Source organism: Bradyrhizobium sp. (assembly GCF_035273305.1).
In the GTDB taxonomy this organism is placed as follows: Bacteria; Pseudomonadota; Alphaproteobacteria; order Rhizobiales; family Xanthobacteraceae; genus Bradyrhizobium.
Genome location: NZ_DATEPI010000098.1, coordinates 1 through 19,994, shown reverse-complemented (window position 1 = coordinate 19,994; position 19,994 = coordinate 1). Strand labels below are relative to the sequence as shown.

Genomic DNA, 19,994 nt, shown 5'->3' with positions numbered 1-19,994 from the left:
CGGCATGGTAAGGACTGCATATTTAATCGGCCCATTTTTAAACCTGGAATTAAATGATCGGACAACCAATTTTTAGAACTCAAGAAGCAGGAATTTAATTGACTCTGGCGGGAACACTCTGCCTAATCGGCCGTTTTAGGGCTGGTCGTGGGGCCAAGTTAATGTCCGATCAGCTCTTCCCAAACGAATTTTCCCGACGCGACGGTGGGGATCTTGCTCCCAGGTCCAACATTAGAATGTGGCATGTCATTTATCTTGCAGCAACTGGCGCCGCAACAATTGGATGGTTTTGGCTTATCGCTTGGGCTGCAGTTAGTATCACTCAATAAGCTTCAATCAGCAGGCGCTTGGTTTGTTGCGTAGCCGCGGAGTTCGAAATGGTTCGCTCGCCGTCCATCGTTCCAGGCATCGGTCGCGACGTAATTGACGTAGGTCGGAGCGACGGCGGGAGTGATTGTCAGGACGGCCCAAGCACGCCGGCTCGCGACCTTTCCGATTCAGGTTGGGGAGTTGGGCCGGCGCTGCGAGGACCGCGATCGCGACTAACTCAGTTGCTTCAGGAGTTTCGTCGTTGGCCACTTCTTCGACATCAATTCGCATCGCGCGCAGCAAAGACAGCAACTTGCGTTGCCCTGCTGTTGTTCTTGTTGTGGCCGGCGATTTACAACGGGCAGCCATTGTTCTCGCCGGATACCGGCGCCTATGTCCGCGGCTTTGACGGCGGCATGGTCTGGCTTACTGGTCGAACTACACCGTGGACAACATGGGCCTCGGAGCTGCGCGGTCCGCGGGAAAGGACGCATGACCATAAGGCAGAGGCAGCAAGGAGCCTCCAGAGTCCGACCTTTATCATAGCTGGACGATCGGTGTCCTACGGGGGTCTGCTCTACCTGGGTGAATTGCTCGGCGGACTATGGGCCAGCATTGCTATTCAAGCCGCCGCGGCTCTCACCGCGATTGGTTTCACCCTGCGGCACCTGAAATTATTCACTTGGCAAAAATTCGTATTTACCGCGCTGATATTGGGCTCCATCTCGTCACTGCCATTCTTCACGTCGTTTCTGTTGCCGGACATCTTCGCCGGGTTGGCCCTGCTTGCGGCCGCAAATTTGCTTGCGCTGGGACATGGATTGACACGGTGGGAGCAGATTTTCTGGTTCTCGATCTTGACGGCAGCAGTGGTGTTCCATCCGTCCCATCTAGCGATCGTATTGATGATCCTTGCAGTAGCGGTCGTTGCACGCCTTTTGAGCACAAAGATATCGCGAACGGGCATGCTAGCTTTGGCCTTGGCCGCCGGCGTCGGGTTCGCAAGTGAAATCGCTTTTGGTCTCGTCGTTCAAAAGTTGCTGGGCGTTCCTGTCGCGCGACCGCCTGTTGTAATGGCGAGAATAGTCGCAGACGGCCCCGGTGCGTCTTACCTTCGTGGAAAATGCCCTGAAGCTGGGTTAGTCGCGTGCGAGTTCGCTGACCGGCTGCTTTTAAACTCAGACGCATTCCTGTGGGACACTTCGCCCGCGAGCGGCATCTACGCGCCGGCACCGGTAGAAAAGCGACGGCAGTTGGGAAACGAACAGCTTCGATTCTTGGCCGCAGTGTTGGCCTACGACCCCGTGGGTCAAGTTACCGCGTGGCTCAAGGATGGCTTTCAACAACTGACGATGGCCGGAATCTCAGAATTAGCTTTAGCTGCAAAGCAAGCATCCCCAAGTCTGCCAGACGTTCATGCCGAGCGCATGGAAGGCTCCTTGTTATTGAAAAATGATTTTCCGATCGAGTTTTTCTCTGCAATGACGCTCTTTACCGCAATCCTCTCCTTGGTGTTCGTTTGGGTGACTTTAATTGGAAGCTGGAAGCTTGTGTCGCTTGAGCAAAAGATATTTTGCTTCGTTATTCTCTTGGGTGAATTTTCAAATGCCCTGGTATGCGGAGCGCTGTCCGGACCTCATGAGCGCTATCAAGCGCGGCTGACGTGGTTGATTCCCGCGGTAGCGCTACTCTTGTATTACGAGAGATGGCTCCGCTCCGACGTGGGCGGCCTCGTTCCAAGTGGTCCGTTGGCACCTACTGAAGCGGCAAACCCAACTTTGTCGACCCCGGCCTTGGGGCATGCGAAAATTGCACTCGATCGTGGCGCGCCGCACTGATGCCGCCGATCAGGCACGGCCCTGCGGATCCTCCGAATAATCTCTGAGGTCGGCCCCTCCAATGCATCGCCGGCACAGCCGCTCGTGCAGCGCCGAGACGTGCAAACAGCACTGATGGCAAATAGGTCACCTTTGCTGACCGGCTTTTGTCCAGATACCGCCAGCCAAATCGCGGCGCTATGGTGCACCCAAAAACGGGGATCAAGGCAAATCCCTCATTGGGATCAGCTGATCCAACCCGAAAAACCAAATGGAGGAGGAATCGCAGATGCACTCGACCAAGTTGCGAGTCACACGGCGCCGGCTCTTGAAGGACACGGGACTCGCCCTTCTGGCGGCCGGCTCGGCTCCCGTAATTTCCGCACCCTTCATCAGCCGCGCCATGGCCGATACGAAGACGCTATCGATCGTGCAGTGGAGTCACTTCGTTCCGGAGTATGACAAGTGGTTCGACGAATTCGCAAAGGACTGGGGATCGAAGAACAAGATCGAGGTCACCGTCGACCACATTCCCGTCGCCAACGTCGCCGCTCGCGCGGCTGCGGAAGCCTCGGCCGGGTCAGGTCATGACCTGTTCGGTTGGAACGGCGCGGGCGGCGCGCACCTTTACCGCAAATTCCTCGTCGACGTGACAAGCCTGGTCGACTCAGTTGAGAAGAAATACGGCAAGGTCAGCGTGATTGGCCGGCAGATCGGCTACAATCAGGACGACAAGACCTGGTCAGCATTCCCGGATTTCTACATCAACTTCCCATCCATGTATCGCAAGAGCATGTGGGATGAAATCGGGATGAAGCCGGACACCTGGGACAATGTGCGCATCGGCGGCGCCAAGCTGAAAGCCAAAGGCCATCCGGTCGGGATTTCGCTCGGGCACAGCAACGACCCGAACACCACGTGGCGCGGCGTGTTGTGGAGCTTCGGCGGCGCCCTTCAGGATGCCGAAGCCAAGAACGTCGTGCTCAACAGCAAAGAAACGATCGAAGCCGTCAAGTTCGTCGCCGCCCTCTACAAGGAGGCGATGACACCGGAAGTGCTGTCATGGGACGATTCGAGCAACAACAGATATCTGGCATCCGGGGTCGGCTCGATGATCATCAATCCGATCTCGGCGTACCGCACTTATCAAAAAGCCAACAAGAAAGGCGCCGACGATACGTTCGTGATGGAGCCTCCCAAGGGACCGGCCCGCCGCATCATGGGGGGCGCGTCCGAATTTTACGGCATCTGGAAGTTTGCCAAGAACAAGGAAGGCGCGATCGAATTCCTTAAATATTACGCCGACCACTGGCCCGAAGCGTTCAAGGCAAGCGAAGGATACAACAATCCCTGCTTTGCCAACCTCGTGCCGAAGCCGATGCCGATCCTATCAAACGATCCCACCTCGACGCCAAACGACAAGCTCGCAGTGTTGCAGGGATCTGACGAATGGTCGGCGTCTCCCGGCTACCCTGGTCCGTCCTGGCCGGCCGTCGACGAGGTCTACAACGATTTCGTCATCTGCGACATGATGGCGAAAGCGGCGACCGGCGCGATGAGCGCGGAAGATTCGGTCAAGTGGGCCACACAACAGGCTGAAGCCATCTTCAAGAAGTGGCATGGCAAGATCTGATTGCCGGCACCCGGACCGCCAGTGATGCGGTCCGGGTTCGCAACGGTTCTAGCTCTTGGCAAAAATGGATCGGGTGCTCCGTCGCGTAATTGGCGACGCTAGTGCCCTGCAAATGAATTCGGGAGGTCCAGTGGCTGCGGTATTGACCCGGGAGATAGTAAAAATATTCGGCGAGATCTCTGCCGTCGATGGCATTTCGCTCACCGTGCCGGATGGCGAGTTCATGGTCCTGCTCGGGCCATCGGGCTGCGGCAAGACGACGTTCCTGCGCATCATCTGCGGACTCGAGCAGCAGACGAGTGGCGATCTTTTGATCGGCGGCCATGTCGTCAACGACATCCCGCCACGGGCCCGCGGCGTAGCAATGATGTTCCAGAGCTACGGACTCTACCCGCATTACACGGTACGAAACAACATCGCATTTCCGCTTCGTACTCAGCGCGTGGCCCGGGAGGAAATTGAAAAGAAGGTACAATGGGCATCGCAATTACTCGGTATCGGCCATCTTCTCGACCGCAGGCCACGTCAGTTGTCCGGCGGCGAGCGCCAGCGTGTCGCGCTCGCGCGCGCACTTGTTCGCGAGCCAACTGCGCTCCTGCTCGACGAGCCGCTATCCAACCTCGATGCGAAATTGCGTACCTCGGCTCGACAGGAGATCAAGAATTTTCAGCAGCGCGTGGGCCTCACCACCATTTACGTCACCCACGACCAGATCGAAGCGATGGGTATGGGCGACCGCATCGCAGTGATCGACCACGGGCGGGTTCGGCAAGTAGGCACGCCGGCGGAGATCTATGAAGACCCCGCCGACCTTTTTGTCGCTACGTTTGTTGGTGCGCCGCCGATGAACATCGTCACCCACAACAGCGGCGGCTATCTCGGCTTTCGTCCCGAAAATTTCCTGCCCAGGGATATGATTGAAAACGGCGCCGCGACCGAATTTTCGTTTCGTGTCGACCGCTCTGAATATCTTGGGTCCGAGCGAATCGTGTACGGCGTGATGGACGGCTTCGATTCAAAACAGCCGATCACGGCGAAGTTGCCGCCGGCCCACGTCGCCGAAGAAAGTATCCGGCCCGGTGAGTGGCATCCCTTCGCGGTGAAGAACAGCGCCTTGCGCCATTTCGACAAAAACGGCCATCGGGCCGGTCGACACTAAACCGGGATTTCACCGATGGCCGTCATCGCAGAACCTATCACAAAACCCGTCTCCCGCTTTCGTTTCATGCTGGACCGACGCGAGGTTCTCGAAAACATCCTGATCGCGCCGGCAATCATCTATGTGCTGCTACTGGTCGGTTTGCCTCTTCTACTCGCGGTGTATTATTCGGTCAGCGCTTACACGATTTACAATCCGACCTGGCAGTTTGTCGGTCTGGCGAACTTCATGCAGATCATCGAAAATCCGAGTTTTCGCCAGACGCTGGGTAACACCTTTATCTTCACGTTCGGATCGCAACTGCTCGGGCTCGTGCTCGGAAAATTCGGCGCGTTCCTGCTGTTGCGGCCCTTCCCTGGCCGAAAGATCGTTCGTGCGCTGATCATCCTGCCTTTCGCGGTGCCGGTCGCGCTCGCCACAATCGCGTGGCAATGGATGTTCGATTCGCTCTATAGCGTGATCAATTGGACATTGATTGCGGCGGGTATCCTGGCTCGCGAGGACGCGCCGAACTGGCTCGGCAATCCCTATCTCGCGATGCTGTGCGTGATCATCATCAACGCCTGGCGCTTCTTCCCGTTTGCCATTGTGATCTTTCTCGCCGGCATAACCGCGATTCCCCAGGACGTTCTCGACGCCGCCACTGTGGACGGCGCCGGCTTCTGGCGTCGCAACTACCAGATCATCCTGCCGATGATCCTTCCGATCGTAACCATCGGCCTGATCTTCGGCATCGTGTTCACGTTCACCGATCTTTCGATTGTCTTTTTGCTGACAATGGGCGGTCCCGTGGGGGCAACCTCGGTGCTGGGCTTTGCGGGTTTTCAGACCGGCATCGTCTCCGGCGACGTGTCACATGGCGCCGCCATTTCGCTGTTCATGCTTCCGGTGCTGCTCGTCGTGGTCATCATCATGCTGCGCTTCATTCGCCGCCGGGAGATCTGAGATGCCGCGCGCTTTAACCCGCTCGCTCCGCGAGACTGCATTTTTCTTCGGCGTCGCATTTTTCGTGATCCTGGCCGCCTTCCCGTTCTATTGGATGGTGATTACGGCGTTCAAACAAAACAGCGATCTCTATGATGTCAGCAATATTCCGTTCTGGTTCAACGAGCCGCCAACCCTCGAACACCTTATCTATCTGTTCAAGGAAACGCTGTTCGCGCGCTGGCTGCTGAACTCGCTGATCATCGGGCTCTGCGTCACCGCAATCACACTGGTGACTGCCGTGCCGGCGGGATATAGCCTTGCACGCATGACTAGCCGCAAGGGCGAAGCGCTAGGTATAGCGATTTTCTTGACCTATCTGGTGCCGCCCACCCTGCTCTTCTTGCCACTATCGCGGATCATCGCCGATCTCGGGCTGCAGAATTCGATGTGGTCGTTGGTGCTGGTGTATCCGACGTTCACGATTCCGTTCTGCTCCTGGCTACTGATGGGTTTCTTCAAGGCGCTGCCGCCGGAGATCGAGGAGGCGGCGATCGTCGACGGCTGCAGCATGTTCGGCGCGTTTATAAAAATGGCGATCCCACTGTCGCTGCCGGCGATCCTGACCGTTGTGATCTTCACATTCACATTGACGCTGCAGGAGTTCGTCTACGCACTGACTTTCGTGTCTTCGTCTTCACAGAAACCGATTACGCTTGGGGTATCGACGGACCTGATCCGCGGAGACGTGTTCTTCTGGGGTGAGATCATGGCGGGCGCGCTGATCGCCGCGCTGCCGGTGGCGATTGCGTACAACCTCTTCCTTGATCGCTTCATCTCCGGGATCACCGGCGGCGCTGTCAAATAGGAATGGCCGCAGGTCTATTCCGGACACACGCGTCTGGAACCCTCGACGCAGCTTCGGATTACGTTTTCGAAACACACGCGGGAGCCATACCTCGCCACTGGAGCACGCTATGACATTGACAGACGAGCAGATAAGAGTTCGCGCCCATGAACTTTGGGAGCAGGCCGGAAAGCCCGAGGGCAGAGAAGACGAGTTTTGGCGGCTTGCTGAACAAGAATTGCTAAATGAGGATAAATCCTCGCCATTGCGCACACCCGACAATCTCTAGTCAGCCGCCAGTCCGAACACTGCCAACTGGCGTTAACCTTGAACGACCGCCTCGCCGGTTGATCTGACGTGCAGCGCTATCGAGCTCAGTGCGCGTAGCAGGACTGAAAAAGCTTCTCGTTGTCGTAGTGCTCCGACAGCCCGCCCTCTAAAAATCAAGCTCTGCAAATCCGCCAATCCGTGCGTAGCTGCACCGCCGCTGACGTGATAGCGTGCCCGTAGAGCTATTCAACCAGACCAAATCCAGGGGTCCGGAGCCCATTTCTTACCGAACCCGAATACCCCTCTTTTCCCCGCCGTGTTGCAGAACCGCGACAGTTGAGATTCACCAGCGTGTTAACGTCCACGGAGTCTACTGGCTCGGAGCATGTCTTCCTGCTGGTGGAGTCCGGAGGTCCCGAATGAGCCAGCGCATGCGATCCCTGACTTGCTTCGTTGCCGTTGTCATGCTCGCGGCAGCTTCCGATCGTACGCCTGCATTTGCGGGCCATAAGCATCATCATGCCAAGAAAACGGAAGGCGCCAGCCACAAGCGCCATTCAGCAAAGAAAAACAGGCACTCTGCTACGGCAGCGCGGGCTAAACCCGAGTCGGCCGTCAGTGCAACTACTGCGCCGGCCATTTCGGTTCCGCCCGAACTTGCTGGTGTCAAGCAGGCGATCGATCTGGTTCGCAAATCCAAGATCAGTGAAGCAACGATCGTGAAACAAACGATCGATGATGCAGCTGCACGTAAACTGGTCGAATGGTTCACGCTACGCCACCCTAACTGCGAATCAAACTTCGCTCGCTATGCGGCATTCATCGGCGAGAATCCAGCCTGGCCGAGCATGCGGTTGCTTCGCCGACGGGCAGAACTACGTCTTTGGCAAGAGCAAACAGAGCCCGCGACCGTGCTCCGCTTTGTAGATGGTCAACCGGCGAGTGCGCTCGGCAGGTTTGCGCTTGCTCGCGCTTTAACTGCTGCGGGCGATCGCGATGCCGCCGAACGCGAGGTTCGCAAGGCCTGGCGCTCTGATGAATTGTCGGAGGTCTCGGAGGCACGCGCGCTTGATGTATTCCACGACGTCGTCTCGCGCGAGGATCATCGGGCGCGTATGGACAAGCGCATCGGTGCGAAGGATGTCTCGGGAGCGATGCGTGCCGCCAAACGCCTTGGCAGCGATGATGTTTCGATCGTGAAGGCGTGCGCCGCCGTGATGGCCAACGCGAACAAGTCCCTGGAACTGCTCGATGAGGTCGCAACTGATGCGCGCCAGGATCTGGGCTATGTCCTCTGCCGCATTCATTGGTTAATCCGGCACGATCGCATCGCGGAGGCTACTCGCTTGATGCTATCAGCCCGGTCAGAGGGCATGGCACTTCAGGACACTGACGAATGGTGGCGCGAACGACGAGTTCTCGCTCGTAAGCTGCTTGATCTCGGAGAAATGCAAAACGCTTATCGGGTGGTCCGTGATGCCGCAATTCCGGCCAATGAAAATTACCGGGCGGAATTCCATTTCGTCCCGGGATGGATCGCTTTACGCTATCTGAATGACGCAGCGACCGCGCGCAAGCACTTCGCGCATATTGATGATGGGTCCAACAATCCGATCGTGCTTGCACGGGCCAACTACTGGCGAGCACGCGCCGCGGAAGCGCTTGGCGATCGCGACGAGATGCGCGCCGACTATGAGGCGGCGGCGCGTTATCAAACCGCGTACTATGGACAGCTCGCGCGGGCCAAACTTGGCCACAACAAAGTTGAGCTGCGCTCGGCTCTGGACCTCACCTCGGGTCAGCCGACCGGAAACTCAGACGAGCTCGTTCGCGCCATTGAAATACTCTACACGCTAGGTGAGCGCGACCTCGCCTTGAATTTTGTAAAGGACTTGGCCGAGGAGAGCGGCGATGCCGCCGCGCTCGTAGCGCTTGCGGAGGTTACAGAGCGCCACGGTGATGCTCCGGCAATGCTGCAGCTTGGCAAGACGGCACTCGCCCGTGGTCTGGCATTGGACCTTTACGCCTTCCCCGCCATCGGTGTACCGCCGCACCGCCAGTTCGGTCCGGAAGTCGACCGCAGCATCGTTTATTCGGTAGCCCGGACCGAGAGCGCATTCGACCAGCGCGATACCTCTCCGGCAAAGGCGGTCGGACTGATGCAGGTGACACCGGAAGCCGGACGGGACACCGCGAAACGATTTGGCGTCACCTACGACTGGAATCGCCTGGTTTTCGATCCTGTTTACAACACGCAAATGGGCGCGGCCGAACTCGGCGCCCTGCTGCGCGAATACAACGGTTCTTACATCATGAGCTTCGCGGCATATAACGCCGGTCGCGGGCGTGTCCAGCAATGGGTAAAGCAGCACGGCGACCCGCGAAATCCGGATGTCGATGCGATCGATTGGGTCGAACGAATCCCGTTTGCTGAAACCCGCAATTACGTCCAGCGAGTGATGGAAAACCTACTGGTTTATCGAACTCGTTTTGAAAACAGCACCCCGATGATATCGGAGCTTAATGACCGGCTGCCGTCCACTCAGGATCGAAAATCAGAGTCACGTCGGCCCGCTCCTTCAGTTGCCGAGCAACATTGAGAATTCCGATCTAGTGCTGTTCAGGTTCCGACGCGAAGTGGCGCACACAGCTTGCGAAGATGGGCGATTACCGAGAGCGCGGTAATTAGACCCGTCTTCGGGTTTTCAGACGGGATATTCTCAATCGACATCGAAAAGCTGGCTGAATCGGATTCGACCTCGATCCGGTGCGTGTTGCGCGTCAGTGCGGGGTCAGCCCAAATTTCGACCCTGGTCAGGTCGGGACCGATGCCAGCGAGAGATAGCGCGACCGCGACATTTACGTTCGCTGGAAATCCTTTTGCGGCATCGCGCGCTGTCCCGTCAAATATCCTTTGTGCTTTGGTGAGTCCTTCGATGTCGATGTTGTTTTCGAGGATATATGGAGCGCCCGCGAGGCCACGGATCGGCTTGCGGGTTATCATCCGGACTGAATGAATCTTGCCCACCGCCGCGGCCGTGACAGCGTCGAGACCAATGAGCGCGCCGGTCGGCACCACGATCTGCCCGCCATGTTGCTTCGCAGTCTCGATAAGGTCTTCGTTATCTAGCAGCGCACCTGCGCTGAGGATGACGGCGATCTTCCCGCTCGCGGCAAACGGCTCGACGATGGACCGCACGAGCTTGCTTGGAGCACATTCAACGACGATGTCGGCGACTTCGGCGAGCGCCTCAATCGGCAAAAAGGCGGGCGGCCTTGTCAGTTTGCCGAGCCGGATTTTGTGCTTATCGGGATGTTGTGCCGAAACAGCCGCGAGAACCAGCCCATCGATTCCCCTGTCCAGCGCTTCAACCACCCTTGTTCCGATGGCTCCCAGACCGACTACCGCAACTCGCAAGTCCGTTCGCGAATTCTGCAAAATCTATATCCCATCAGCTTGCCGATCGATCATCATAAGTTTGTCGGCCGCCGATACACGATCGATCAAGCTCCGCGGCCCCAAGGGAACATACATCATTCGCCAGCCACAGCTACGGGCTCGACCGCGATGGGATTATGATTTTGGTTGGATTCGGCCTGGCAATCGGTTGGCTGACTAAATACAGCGATCCGATCGCCGCAAAGCACTTCAACGTTCTGCAAACGCCTTCTCGACCACGAACTGGCCGGGCTCGCCGTGATTGCCTTCGACAAAGCCATGGCCTAGCAGCAACGCTCTGGTGTCATGGACCAGCGCCGGGCTACCGCAGATCATGGCGCGGTCGTGCTCAGGCGCAAGCGGAGCAAGACTGTTGTCGCTAAACAACTTGCCCGAGGTGATCAGGTCCGTGATCCGGCCGCGATTGTGGAAGGGATCGCGCGTCACCGTCGGATAGTAGATCAGCTGGTTGCGAACGAGTTCACCGATCAGATCGTCGTTCGGCAATTCCTCGGTGATCATCTCGCCGTAGGCGAGTTCGGCGACGCGCCGGCAGCCGTGCACGAGAACTACCTTCTCGAAGCGCTCGTACGTCTCCGGGTCTTTGATGACGCTCAGGAACGGCGCAAGGCCGGTACCTGTGCCGATCAAATATAGATTGCGGCCTTCTTCCAAATTATCGATCACCAGCGTGCCGGTCGCCTTTCGGCTGACGATGATCTCGTCCCCTTCCTTCAAGTGCTGCAGGCGGGAGGTGAGCGGCCCGTCAGGCACCTTGATCGAAAAGAATTCCAGGTGGTCCTCGTAGTTCGCGCTGGCAACACTGTAGGCACGAAGCACCGGTTTCTGACCCATGTTCAAGCCGATCATCGTGAATTCGCCGTTACGGAAACGAAACGCCGGATTGCGTGTGGTAGTGAAGCTGAACAACGTATCTGTCCAGTGACGAACGCCTAAAACGCATTCATGATTGAAATTGCTCATCTCAGTGACTCCGCAATCTGGAACGACAGTTGTCGAGTGTGCAGTCATTCGTATACATTCATTTGTATACAAATGAATAATCCAGCTTGATCCAGATGTCAAGGCGCGCACTAATCGGCGCTTAGCGCTGCGGAAGGCATTGAACATAAAAAGGAAAACTCATGGCTCATGACGAACCCCAGGCTGCCGGTCCGACCAAACTGGTGATCCGCAATATCGGGTTGCTTCTGAGCGGAGCCATGGAGAAGCCGATTCTCGATGCCGATACGATCGTTGCGGAAAACGGAAAGATCACGGGAATCGGCCGAGCAAAAGACGTCAACGTCGAAGGCGCGACCAGCATCGTCGACGCCAATGGCACTACCGTCATCCCGGGCCTGATTGACAGCCATGTTCACCCAGTCGCAGGCGACTGGACGCCGCGGCAAAATCAGATCGGCTGGATCGACAGTTTCCTGCACGGCGGTGTCACCACGATGATTTCCGCCGGCGAGGTACATATGCCCGGCCGGCCGCGGGACGTTGTTGGTCTGAAAGCGATGGCGATTTTCGCCCAACGCGCGTTCTGGACGCTGCGGCCCGGCGGCGTGAAGGTTCATGCCGGTGCACCCGTCATCGAAGCGGAAATGGTCGAGGATGACTTCAAGGAACTGGCCGCGGCCGGCGTCAAGCTGCTCGGCGAGGTCGGTCTCGGTGGCGTCAAGGACGGCCCGACCGCGCGCAAGATGGTAGGATGGGCGCGCAAATACGGCATCCAGAGCACCATCCACACCGGCGGTCCTTCGATTCCGGGCTCGGGCCTGATCGACAAGGACGTGGTGCTCGAAGCCGACACCGACGTCGTCGGCCACATCAATGGCGGTCACACCGCCCTGCCCGACGACCAGATCCGCTGCATCTGCGAGGGCTGCAAGCGCGGACTTGAACTGGTTCACAACGGCAATGAACGTTCAGCGCTGTATACACTGCGGATCGCTCGCGAGATGGGCGATCTCGGTCGCCTTATCCTTGGCACCGATGCACCCGCCGGGTCGGGCGTGCAGCCGCTGGGCATTTTGCGCATGATATCTCTGCTGTCATCGCTCGGTGAAGTGCCAGCCGAAATCGCTTTCTGCTTTGCTACCGGCAACACCGCAAGGATGCGCGCGCTGGACTGCGGCATCGTCGAGGTTGGACGCGCCGCGGACTTCGTCATCATGGATAAGGCGCAGCATTCCGCCGGGAAGAACATTCTCGATAGCGTGCGGCTTGGGGATCTTCCGGGCGTCGGGATGACCATCATCGACGGTATCGTGCGCACGCATCGCAGCCGCAACACGCCTCCGGCCACCAAGGTGCCGGTAATTGTTGGGCATTAGATAGCGTTTCCGAGCGCGGGATGGCATGAAGAAAACGCGTCCGAAGACCACATCTAGCTCAACGCAGCTTGCTCAATAGCGCGATCAGCGTCTCACGCTCCTTGGCATCGAGCGGTGCAAGCGTCTCTTTCGTGATCGCAAGCGCATTCGGCACGGCCTTTTCCACCAGCTGCTGACCTGCGCGCGTCAGACTGACGAGCAGGCGCCGGCCATCCTCGGGATCGGGGCTGGTCTCGGTCAGACCTCGGGCAGTGAGCCGGTCGATCACCCCTTTGATGGTGGCGACGTCCATTGCCGTTAATCGGCCGAGTTGGTTCTGGGAGCACGGCCCGGTTTCCGTGAGCTTCGATACAGCTGCCCATTGCGTCGGCGTGAGATTGATTCCCATTTCCCTGGCGAAGATGGTGGCGTGGCGCTGCCATACCTGGCGCAGGATGAAGCCAATCTGCTCCTCAAGAACATAGGCTGGCCGCGGCTTGGAATTTCGCCTGGCTGGAACACTCCTGTTCATTTCCCTCTGCCCTTTTTTCGACGCCAACATCAAAGCGCCAAGTGCGCGTCGCGAATGTCCGGACGGGCGTCGAGATCGCTCATCGCTCCGCTGAAGCAGATACGGCCGCGCTCGATAATGTAAGCGCGATCGCAAATCAGCCGCGTGAAATGCAGGTTCTGCTCGGAGACCATGATGCTCACTCCTTCGCGCTTCATGGTCAGGATCGCCTCAACCATCTGTTCGACGATCCTGGGCGCCAGCCCCTCCGAGGGCTCGTCGAGGAGCACCAGAGAGGGATTTCCCATCAAGGTCCGGGCTATCGTCAGCATCTGCTGCTCGCCGCCGCTCATGCGACCGCCTGCCCGGCCACGCATTTCGGCAAGATTGGGAAACAGAGAAAACAACTTCTCCCGGGTCCAGTACGGCGCATTCGGCCTTGGCGGCTGGCGCCCGACCTCGAGATTTTCGTCGACCGTCAAGTCCGTAAAAATTCGCCGTTCCTCGGGAACGTAGCCGAGACCGCGGCTCGCGACAGCGTGGGTTGGCTGATCCGAAATATCGCTGCCCTCGAAAACGATGCGTCCGGAGCGCTGCGCCACCAATCCTACGATAGAGCGAAAGGTGGTCGATTTGCCCGCGCCATTGCGCCCAAGCAGCGCCACCACCTCGCCGTCGCCGACATCAAGCGCAACATCGAACAGGATGTGGGCGGGGCCGTAGTAACTGTTGAGCGCCTCGACACTCAGTTTCATGCCGATGCCCCCTCGCGATGACGGGCGTCATACACGAGGCCCTCGCCAAGATAGATGGCGCGGACTTCCGGGTTGCACCGAACCTGCTCGGGCGATCCTTCCGCGATCAATGTGCCGCGATTGAGCACCAGGATGCGGTCGGCGTGCTCAAACACCACGTCCATGTCATGCTCGGTGAAGAGAACGCCGATCGATTTTTCCCGTGCGATCCGCGCGGTGAGCTTCATCAATTCAATGCGCTCGCGCGGCGCCATACCGGCGGTCGGCTCATCCATCAACAGCAACTTTGGCTCGTTGGCCAGGGCAATGGCCAGTTCGAGCCGTTTGAGATCGCCGTACGCAAGCTCACCGCAGGGCCGCTCGGCATAGCCTCCCATAGCGACCAGGTCGAGCAAATGGCTGGCCTCCGCTTCGGCGAAACGCGGCGTGGAGGCCCAGAGATTGAACAATTGCCTGCGATATGACAGCAGCGCGACCTGGACATTTTCACGTACCGTCATCGTGGGAAAGGTTGCGGTGATCTGGAAGGTGCGGCCAACACCGAGGCGCCATACTTCCCGCGGCTTCCTGCCGGTAGTGTCCTGGCCGAGCAACTTGATCTGCCCGGAGCTGGACCTGGTTTGACCATTCAGCATGTCGAAGCAAGTGCTTTTGCCCGCGCCGTTCGGGCCGATCAGCGCCAGGATCTCGCCAGCCTTCAACTCGAACGAAACGCCGCGCACCGCATGGACACCGCCATAGGACTTGCTCAAGTGTTCGACTGAAAGCAGCGTGGGCACGATGCTCATTCGGCGCTCTCGATCTGCGACTTCAGGACGGCAGAATTCTTTGATTGCGGCCGTCGGCGATTGCGTAGTGTCTCCAGCACTCCGACGACGCCTTTCGGGAAGGCAACCACGATCAGAATGATTATCCCGCCAAGGACCAGTTTCGAGAGATCGGTTTGGCTTACGAGCCAGATGCTAAGCGCCTTGTAAATGATAGCGCCGACGACCGCGCCAGAAACGGTGTCCACACCACCGAGCAGCACCATGACCAGCGCATCCACTGACAACGAAATGCCAAGGCTGTCGGGAAACACGCTACCCTTCAGGTACGCGAACAGCGCGCCCGCAACCCCGGCAATCCCCCCGGCGATTACGAAAGCGGTCCATTGAATGCGTTTTCCGTCGATCCCGACGGCTTCGCTGCGCAGCGGCGAGTCACGGTTCGCTCGCAGCGCAAAACCGAATGGCGAGAATACCAGCACCCGCAGCGCGGCGACCGCGAGCGCGGCGATGCTGATCGAAAGCCAATAAAAATGCGAAGGGCTGGCGGCCCACTTTTCTGGCCATACGCCGAGAATGCCGTTGTCGCCTCCCGTAAGCTCCACCCACTGGAAGGCTATCGACCAGACAATCTGCGCGAACGCCAGCGTCAGCATCGCGAAATACACACCCGACAATTGGACCGCAAAAAATCCGAACACGGCCGCTCCAACAACCCCCAGCAGCGGCCCGAGCAGCAGGCAGACGACCATGGGCAGACCGGCCAGCTTGGCGAGGAATGCGACGCCATAGGCTCCGAGCCCGAAGTAAGCGGCATGGCCGAACGAAGCCAGGCCCCCCACTGACATCAGAAAATGCAGGCTGGCTGCAAAGATCACAAAGATCGCGATCTCCGAGCCGACGGTGAGCGCGTAATTTCCGGCAATGAGTGGCACCGCCAAGGCCAGGATCAAACCAGCAATCGCCAACATGCGTTCTTGCGTAGTCAGGGGGCGCCACGGATTCAACGTAAGGCCCGGCGTCCGGCGTGCGGCAGCTTCCGGCTTTCCGAACAGGCCCCAAGGCCGGACGATCAGCACTACCGCCATCACCAGAAATACCAGGATGATCGAAATCTTCGGAAAAATCAGGATGCCGAACGCATTCAGCTCGGAGACCAGAACCGCCGCGACAAACGCGCCGATGATGCTGCCGAGGCCACCGATCACCACCACGACGAACACGTCGACGATGATCCGCAAATCCATCGCATGGTTCACCGCGTCTCGCGGAATCTGGAGCGCTCCGCCGAAGGCCGCGAGAAAGACCCCAAGCGCGAAGACGCTGGTAAACAGCCATTTCTGATTGACACCGAGCGCAGCTACCATATCGCGATCCTGCGTCGCCGCCCGGACCAGTACGCCCCAGCGGGTTCGCTGAAAGATCAGCCACAAGGCCGCAAGCACGACCGGACCGAGCACAATCAGGAACAGATCGTATGTCGGGATGTTCTGTCCGAAGAAATCAACCGCACCCTTGAATCCCGGGGCGCGGCGACCCAACAGGTCGCTCGGTCCCCAGATCAGCACGACCAGATCTTCGACCATCAATGTCAGGCCGAATGTCGCCAGCAGTTGAAACAGTTCGGGCGCGTGGTAGATACGGCGCAGCAGTACCATCTCGACCAGCACGCCGACTGCCGCAACGATGAGCGCCGCGCCGAGAATACCCGCCCAGAACCCGAACGCGCCGGAAAGCCTTTCGGTCAAGGTATAGGCGGCATAGGCGCCGAGCATGTAGAAGGCGCCATGGGCGAAATTGACGATGCGGGTCACGCCGAAAATGATCGACAGGCCAGACGCAACCAGAAACAGCGAAGCCGCACTCGCAAGACCGGTCAGAAACTGAACGACGTAAAAAGCCATCTGCCAATCCGGTCAAAAGGGTTACGGGCGCATCCAGCGCCCGCATTGATCAACCTCACTCCTTTGGACGGAGCTTTGCGACTTCCGCATCACTCGGCAGGTAGTCGGCGCCATTGCGGTAGACTGAATCCACCATGATGCCTTTGCCGTCCTTGAGCGCGGTCTTTCCGACGAACGCGCCCATCGTTGACTGGTGATCAATCTTCCGAAACGTGATCTCGCCGAAGGGAGACGGCACTGATAAGCCCTCCGCCGCAGCGATGAGCTTGTCCGGCTCGGTGGAATTGGCTTTGGCGAGAATGGCCGCGGCCGATTTGATGGTCTGGTAACCCACCACCGAGCCGAGCCGCGGATAATCGTTGTACTTGGCCTGGTATGCCTTCAGAAAAGCCTGATGCTCCGGCGTCTTGATGCTGTACCAAGGATATCCGGTGACGATCCAGCCTTCCGGCGTCTCGTCCTTGAGCGGATCAAGATATTCCGGTTCGCCGGTCAGGAAGCTGACCACCGACCGGTTCTTGAACAAGCCGCGAGTATTGCCTTCACGCACGAGCTTCACGAGATCGGCGCCGAACGTGACGTTGAGGATGGCTTCAGGATTGGCAGCAGCGACTGCTTGCACCACCGGACCGGCGTCGATCTTGCCCTGAGGCGGCCATTGTTCTTCCACCCATTGGATGTCGGGTCGCTTTTCAGACATCAGCTTCTTGAACACCGCGACAGCCGACTGGCCGTATTCGTAGTTCGGCGCAATCGTCGCCCATCGCTTGGCCGGCAGCTTTGCTGCCTCCTCCACCAACATTGCCGCCTGCATGTAATTGGATGGTCGCAGCCTGAATGTATATCGATTTCCCTTTGACCATGTAATCGCATCCGTCAGCGGCTCCGCAGCGAGGAAAAACACTTTTTTCTGGTTGGCGAAATCGCTGACCGCAAGGCCGATGTTGGATAAAAACGTCCCCACCAGCATCGCCACGTTCTCACTCGACGTCAGTTCGTTGGCGGCGGTTTGCGCGTCAGCCGGTTTGCCGCCGTCATCCTTTGAGATCACAACGAGCTTCTTGCCGTTAATTCCACCGGCCGCATTGACCTCCTCGACGGCGAGCTGCCAACCCTTGCGGTAAGGCTCAGTGAACGCCGGCAAGAGCGAGTAGCTGTTGATTTCGCCGATCTTGATTTCGCTCTGCGCCACGGCGGAATGGGCCATCCCAGCAAGAATGATCGCTAGCCCGACAGCCAGAAAACCTCTGTTTCGTTGCATCCCTTACCTCCGGAGTTGAAAAATTACCGCAAACCGTCTTCGCCTTTGATCTCAGGGACGGTCAAACCGCCCACACGCGGCAACGGCCTGCCGCTGTCGGTAATCGCGACCGCAACCATGATTTCATTTGCGCGCGGAGCATCGTTGATCTGCACTTCCATCCCATCGAAATGGCTGCGCACAAAGGCCGCATCCTTGTGGCCAAGCGGGATATCCAGCGTCGTGCCCGGCCCGCTCCGTTTTTTTGACGACGGGATCAATGCCGCCCCCTTGCCGAGAACCTTGCGCACGGGCGAGCCCATCTTGGGGTGAAGGATCGCTGCGGCATGCTCGAGCTCGCCGTTTTCACCGACGGCGGCGGCTTTGCCATAGCTGTGCGCTTTTGCGCCCTCGATTCCCAGCGCGGCGACCGCCCTTTTCGCGAGCAAGTCACCGAGTTCCTCGCCGATGGCGACCAGGGGCGAGAGGTCCTCGACATATCTGCCGGCAAAGGGATTCTCGATCACCGCGATTGCTGCCGCCCGCCGGGTTGGCGGCGTCACCGTGCGCCCCATCTCCATACGGGTTTCCTCGACCACCGTGACGATCTTGCGAATGACCGCGCTCATTTCTGTCCGCCCCGCTCTCCGGTCCCGGTGATGTCAAGCATGGATGGCGCCCTCCGCGGCCGGGACCCTCAACGGCCCTCGCAATCCAAAAGACTCAATCTTTTTCGGCCCAACCACGATCATCTCGCCTTGCAGCCGCAAGGCGGCGCCTTCGATCAATCCGACCGCCAAAAGTTCTCTCGCGCTGGCGGCTCCGGCTCCGAGCGCGTCCTCGATTTCACAGTTTGATAATTCGCCGACATCGCGGGTAACCAAAAGCGACCCAAGATCGCTGTCGGGCTGCAAATCACTCGCCGGGCGACGCACGATGGCCGCATGCCCGGGCAAATCAACCGCGTTCGCCACGATGGTGGCCGCCGCGTCGGCCTCCCCAGCGGTTCGCGCCAGCACAGTCACGGCGTCGGCGATGCCAAGCGAGAAACTGCGCCCGTGGCGACCACTGGTCGCAACTCCGCGCGTCCGGTCGTCAGCACGTATAGTCATGGTTTGCAGCAGGCCCGACGCATCCGGCCGCTCCGCGAGACCGACGGTGAACTGTTCGCCGTCGGCAAGATGCAGCGCGATGTCGCCGCCATTGTTGACGTAGGCGCGGGCGAGCCGTGCGTTGTCTGTCATCGCGGAAAGGATCTCTTCCGCGACCGAACCTGCGACCGCCGCCATCGGCGTGATGAAGCAATCCGCGGCAAATGGCCTCACCGCGTCATGCATACGGCACGCCACCTTGCCTCGCAGCGCGCAGTGCGCGGGGTTGGCGGCCTGGCGCAACAGGAGCAGTTCGTCGCACAGCTCATCGAGCAGGCCCGTAAACCGCCGCGCAGCGGCGCTATAGGCTCGCCGGACGTCTGCCTCATTGCCGCTCGCTTCTATAATCAGGTCAATCGGACCGTCCTGCAGATGAAGCCGCCTGCCATCGACCAGAAAGCTGATCTGCGGAGCGCGCTTCATGTACGCAGTCCCGATGTAGCCGAGGGCGAAAACATCTGAAGCTTCTCGATATTGTCCTTTAGTGACGCCAGCGGTCGCACATGATCCATATGACCACCCAGAGCCGCATAGTCTGAAAGCCGAAGTGTAAATTCAATCGGCGCCACCAGCGCTGGCGTCGGAACGTATCCGAAAGCGCCGGCGGGTAATCGCGTGACGTCGACCATGAAGGTAATGCCGCCTCCCGGCCAGACATAGACGGGTGCGCCGCCACTGGTGACGCGCGTCAATGCGTCCTTTACCGAGCGCGTCAGGCGAACCGGATTGTCGGTAACTCCAGCGCGTAACGATCCGCCCGCGCCGCCCATGAAGAGCACTGTGCATAACGCGGGCTCACAGTTCTCCTGGATCCGCTCGACCGAGGCTCGGAGATCGACCGGTAACTCCCTTTCCACAGGCCTGAGCGCCTCGTCCAGCTCATAGAAGGCTGCGTGTTCGCCCGTGGTGCTGACCATCAGCATGGTCATGCCGGGCCGTGCCTTCTT

At 58.9% G+C, this 19,994-nt stretch carries 17 protein-coding genes and 1 pseudogene; 8 read left to right on the top strand and 10 right to left on the bottom strand.

Translation table 11 applies throughout. The features are described from left to right. Positions 1 to 866: 866 nt before the first annotated feature. From VJV58_RS06175 to VJV58_RS06145, 7 genes are all read left to right on the top strand, one after another. The gene (locus VJV58_RS06175) at positions 867 to 2,147 is read left to right on the top strand and encodes a hypothetical protein (protein WP_324136453.1); all 1,281 of its coding nucleotides are present in this window, start codon (positions 867 to 869) and stop codon (positions 2,145 to 2,147) included. A gap of 268 nt (positions 2,148 to 2,415) precedes the next feature. Beyond that, positions 2,416 to 3,759 (top strand): ABC transporter substrate-binding protein, encoded by a 1,344-nt coding sequence (locus VJV58_RS06170; RefSeq protein WP_324136452.1) that lies wholly within the window; start codon positions 2,416 to 2,418, stop codon positions 3,757 to 3,759. A gap of 130 nt (positions 3,760 to 3,889) precedes the next feature. Next, the gene (locus tag VJV58_RS06165; RefSeq protein ID WP_324136451.1) at positions 3,890 to 4,918 is read left to right on the top strand and encodes an ABC transporter ATP-binding protein; all 1,029 of its coding nucleotides are present in this window, start codon (positions 3,890 to 3,892) and stop codon (positions 4,916 to 4,918) included. Between the two features lie 15 nt (positions 4,919 to 4,933). Next, positions 4,934 to 5,863 (top strand): sugar ABC transporter permease, encoded by a 930-nt coding sequence (locus tag VJV58_RS06160; RefSeq protein WP_324136450.1) that lies wholly within the window; start codon positions 4,934 to 4,936, stop codon positions 5,861 to 5,863. Position 5,864: 1 nt separating this feature from the next. Beyond that, the gene (locus VJV58_RS06155) at positions 5,865 to 6,710 is read left to right on the top strand and encodes a carbohydrate ABC transporter permease (protein WP_324136449.1); all 846 of its coding nucleotides are present in this window, start codon (positions 5,865 to 5,867) and stop codon (positions 6,708 to 6,710) included. A gap of 109 nt (positions 6,711 to 6,819) precedes the next feature. Next, a complete protein-coding gene (locus VJV58_RS06150; RefSeq protein WP_324136448.1) occupies positions 6,820 to 6,978 on the top strand; it encodes a DUF2934 domain-containing protein in 159 nt (52 codons plus the stop codon). A 400-nt stretch (positions 6,979 to 7,378) separates the two neighbouring features. Then, a complete protein-coding gene (locus VJV58_RS06145) occupies positions 7,379 to 9,559 on the top strand; it encodes a lytic transglycosylase domain-containing protein (RefSeq protein WP_324136447.1) in 2,181 nt (726 codons plus the stop codon). Between the two features lie 20 nt (positions 9,560 to 9,579). Here the strand turns inward: VJV58_RS06145 and VJV58_RS06140 are convergent, their stop codons facing one another. Together VJV58_RS06140 and VJV58_RS06135 are read right to left on the bottom strand one after the other, a co-directional pair. Then, entirely contained in the window at positions 9,580 to 10,398 is an 819-nt protein-coding gene (locus VJV58_RS06140; RefSeq protein WP_324136446.1) for an aspartate dehydrogenase, read from the bottom strand. Positions 10,399 to 10,608: 210 nt separating this feature from the next. Next, on the bottom strand, positions 10,609 to 11,382 hold the full coding sequence (locus tag VJV58_RS06135) for a ferredoxin--NADP reductase (RefSeq protein WP_324136445.1): 774 nt from the start codon (positions 11,380 to 11,382) through the stop codon (positions 10,609 to 10,611). A 161-nt stretch (positions 11,383 to 11,543) separates the two neighbouring features. Between VJV58_RS06135 and VJV58_RS06130 the strand changes: the two genes are divergently transcribed. Further along, complete coding sequence (locus VJV58_RS06130) at positions 11,544 to 12,740, top strand: Enamidase (RefSeq protein ID WP_324136444.1); 1,197 nt, start codon at positions 11,544 to 11,546, stop codon at positions 12,738 to 12,740. Between the two features lie 58 nt (positions 12,741 to 12,798). On the opposite strand, the gene VJV58_RS06125 is transcribed toward VJV58_RS06130, so the two are convergent. The 8 genes and pseudogenes from VJV58_RS06125 to VJV58_RS06090 form a co-directional block, all read right to left on the bottom strand. Then, positions 12,799 to 13,251, bottom strand: coding sequence for a MarR family transcriptional regulator (locus VJV58_RS06125; protein ID WP_324136443.1), 453 nt, complete (start codon positions 13,249 to 13,251; stop codon positions 12,799 to 12,801). Positions 13,252 to 13,280: 29 nt separating this feature from the next. Next, positions 13,281 to 13,985: an ABC transporter ATP-binding protein gene (locus VJV58_RS06120; protein ID WP_324136442.1), complete on the bottom strand. Its 705-nt coding sequence runs from the start codon at positions 13,983 to 13,985 to the stop codon at positions 13,281 to 13,283. Next, the gene (locus VJV58_RS06115; protein ID WP_324136441.1) at positions 13,982 to 14,773 is read right to left on the bottom strand and encodes an ABC transporter ATP-binding protein; all 792 of its coding nucleotides are present in this window, start codon (positions 14,771 to 14,773) and stop codon (positions 13,982 to 13,984) included. The genes VJV58_RS06120 and VJV58_RS06115 overlap by 4 nt, the downstream gene beginning before the upstream one ends. Beyond that, positions 14,770 to 16,656 carry an ABC transporter permease gene (locus VJV58_RS06110; protein ID WP_324136440.1) on the bottom strand — a complete coding sequence of 629 codons (1,887 nt, stop codon included), beginning with the start codon at positions 16,654 to 16,656 and terminating at the stop codon, positions 14,770 to 14,772. The genes VJV58_RS06115 and VJV58_RS06110 overlap by 4 nt, the downstream gene beginning before the upstream one ends. Before the next feature lie 55 nt (positions 16,657 to 16,711). Then, a complete protein-coding gene (locus VJV58_RS06105) occupies positions 16,712 to 17,863 on the bottom strand; it encodes an ABC transporter substrate-binding protein (protein WP_414641419.1) in 1,152 nt (383 codons plus the stop codon). A 77-nt stretch (positions 17,864 to 17,940) separates the two neighbouring features. Beyond that, on the bottom strand, positions 17,941 to 18,525 hold the full coding sequence (locus tag VJV58_RS06100) for an amino acid synthesis family protein (protein WP_324136438.1): 585 nt from the start codon (positions 18,523 to 18,525) through the stop codon (positions 17,941 to 17,943). A 33-nt stretch (positions 18,526 to 18,558) separates the two neighbouring features. Then, the gene (locus tag VJV58_RS06095) at positions 18,559 to 19,470 is read right to left on the bottom strand and encodes a UPF0280 family protein (RefSeq protein ID WP_324136437.1); all 912 of its coding nucleotides are present in this window, start codon (positions 19,468 to 19,470) and stop codon (positions 18,559 to 18,561) included. Further along, positions 19,467 to 19,994, bottom strand: a pseudogene (locus VJV58_RS06090) (6-hydroxynicotinate reductase); the annotation flags it as partial. The pseudogene VJV58_RS06090 and the gene VJV58_RS06095, both read right to left, overlap by 4 nt.

What these genes read in the sequence shown, in the direction of transcription:
- VJV58_RS06170 (WP_324136452.1), top strand. Translation starts at nt 2,416, where the DNA reads ATGCACTCGACCAAGTTGCGAGTCACACGGCGCCGGCTCTTGAAGGAC.
- VJV58_RS06160 (WP_324136450.1), top strand. Translation starts at nt 4,934, where the DNA reads ATGGCCGTCATCGCAGAACCTATCACAAAACCCGTCTCCCGCTTTCGT.
- VJV58_RS06155 (WP_324136449.1), top strand. Translation starts at nt 5,865, where the DNA reads ATGCCGCGCGCTTTAACCCGCTCGCTCCGCGAGACTGCATTTTTCTTC.
- VJV58_RS06150 (WP_324136448.1), top strand. Translation starts at nt 6,820, where the DNA reads ATGACATTGACAGACGAGCAGATAAGAGTTCGCGCCCATGAACTTTGG.
- VJV58_RS06145 (WP_324136447.1), top strand. Translation starts at nt 7,379, where the DNA reads ATGAGCCAGCGCATGCGATCCCTGACTTGCTTCGTTGCCGTTGTCATG.
- VJV58_RS06135 (WP_324136445.1), bottom strand. Translation starts at nt 11,382, where the DNA reads ATGAGCAATTTCAATCATGAATGCGTTTTAGGCGTTCGTCACTGGACA.
- VJV58_RS06130 (WP_324136444.1), top strand. Translation starts at nt 11,544, where the DNA reads ATGGCTCATGACGAACCCCAGGCTGCCGGTCCGACCAAACTGGTGATC.
- VJV58_RS06125 (WP_324136443.1), bottom strand. Translation starts at nt 13,251, where the DNA reads ATGAACAGGAGTGTTCCAGCCAGGCGAAATTCCAAGCCGCGGCCAGCC.
- VJV58_RS06120 (WP_324136442.1), bottom strand. Translation starts at nt 13,985, where the DNA reads ATGAAACTGAGTGTCGAGGCGCTCAACAGTTACTACGGCCCCGCCCAC.
- VJV58_RS06115 (WP_324136441.1), bottom strand. Translation starts at nt 14,773, where the DNA reads ATGAGCATCGTGCCCACGCTGCTTTCAGTCGAACACTTGAGCAAGTCC.
- VJV58_RS06110 (WP_324136440.1), bottom strand. Translation starts at nt 16,656, where the DNA reads ATGGCTTTTTACGTCGTTCAGTTTCTGACCGGTCTTGCGAGTGCGGCT.
- VJV58_RS06105 (WP_414641419.1), bottom strand. Translation starts at nt 17,863, where the DNA reads ATGGCCCATTCCGCCGTGGCGCAGAGCGAAATCAAGATCGGCGAAATC.
- VJV58_RS06100 (WP_324136438.1), bottom strand. Translation starts at nt 18,525, where the DNA reads ATGAGCGCGGTCATTCGCAAGATCGTCACGGTGGTCGAGGAAACCCGT.
- VJV58_RS06095 (WP_324136437.1), bottom strand. Translation starts at nt 19,470, where the DNA reads ATGAAGCGCGCTCCGCAGATCAGCTTTCTGGTCGATGGCAGGCGGCTT.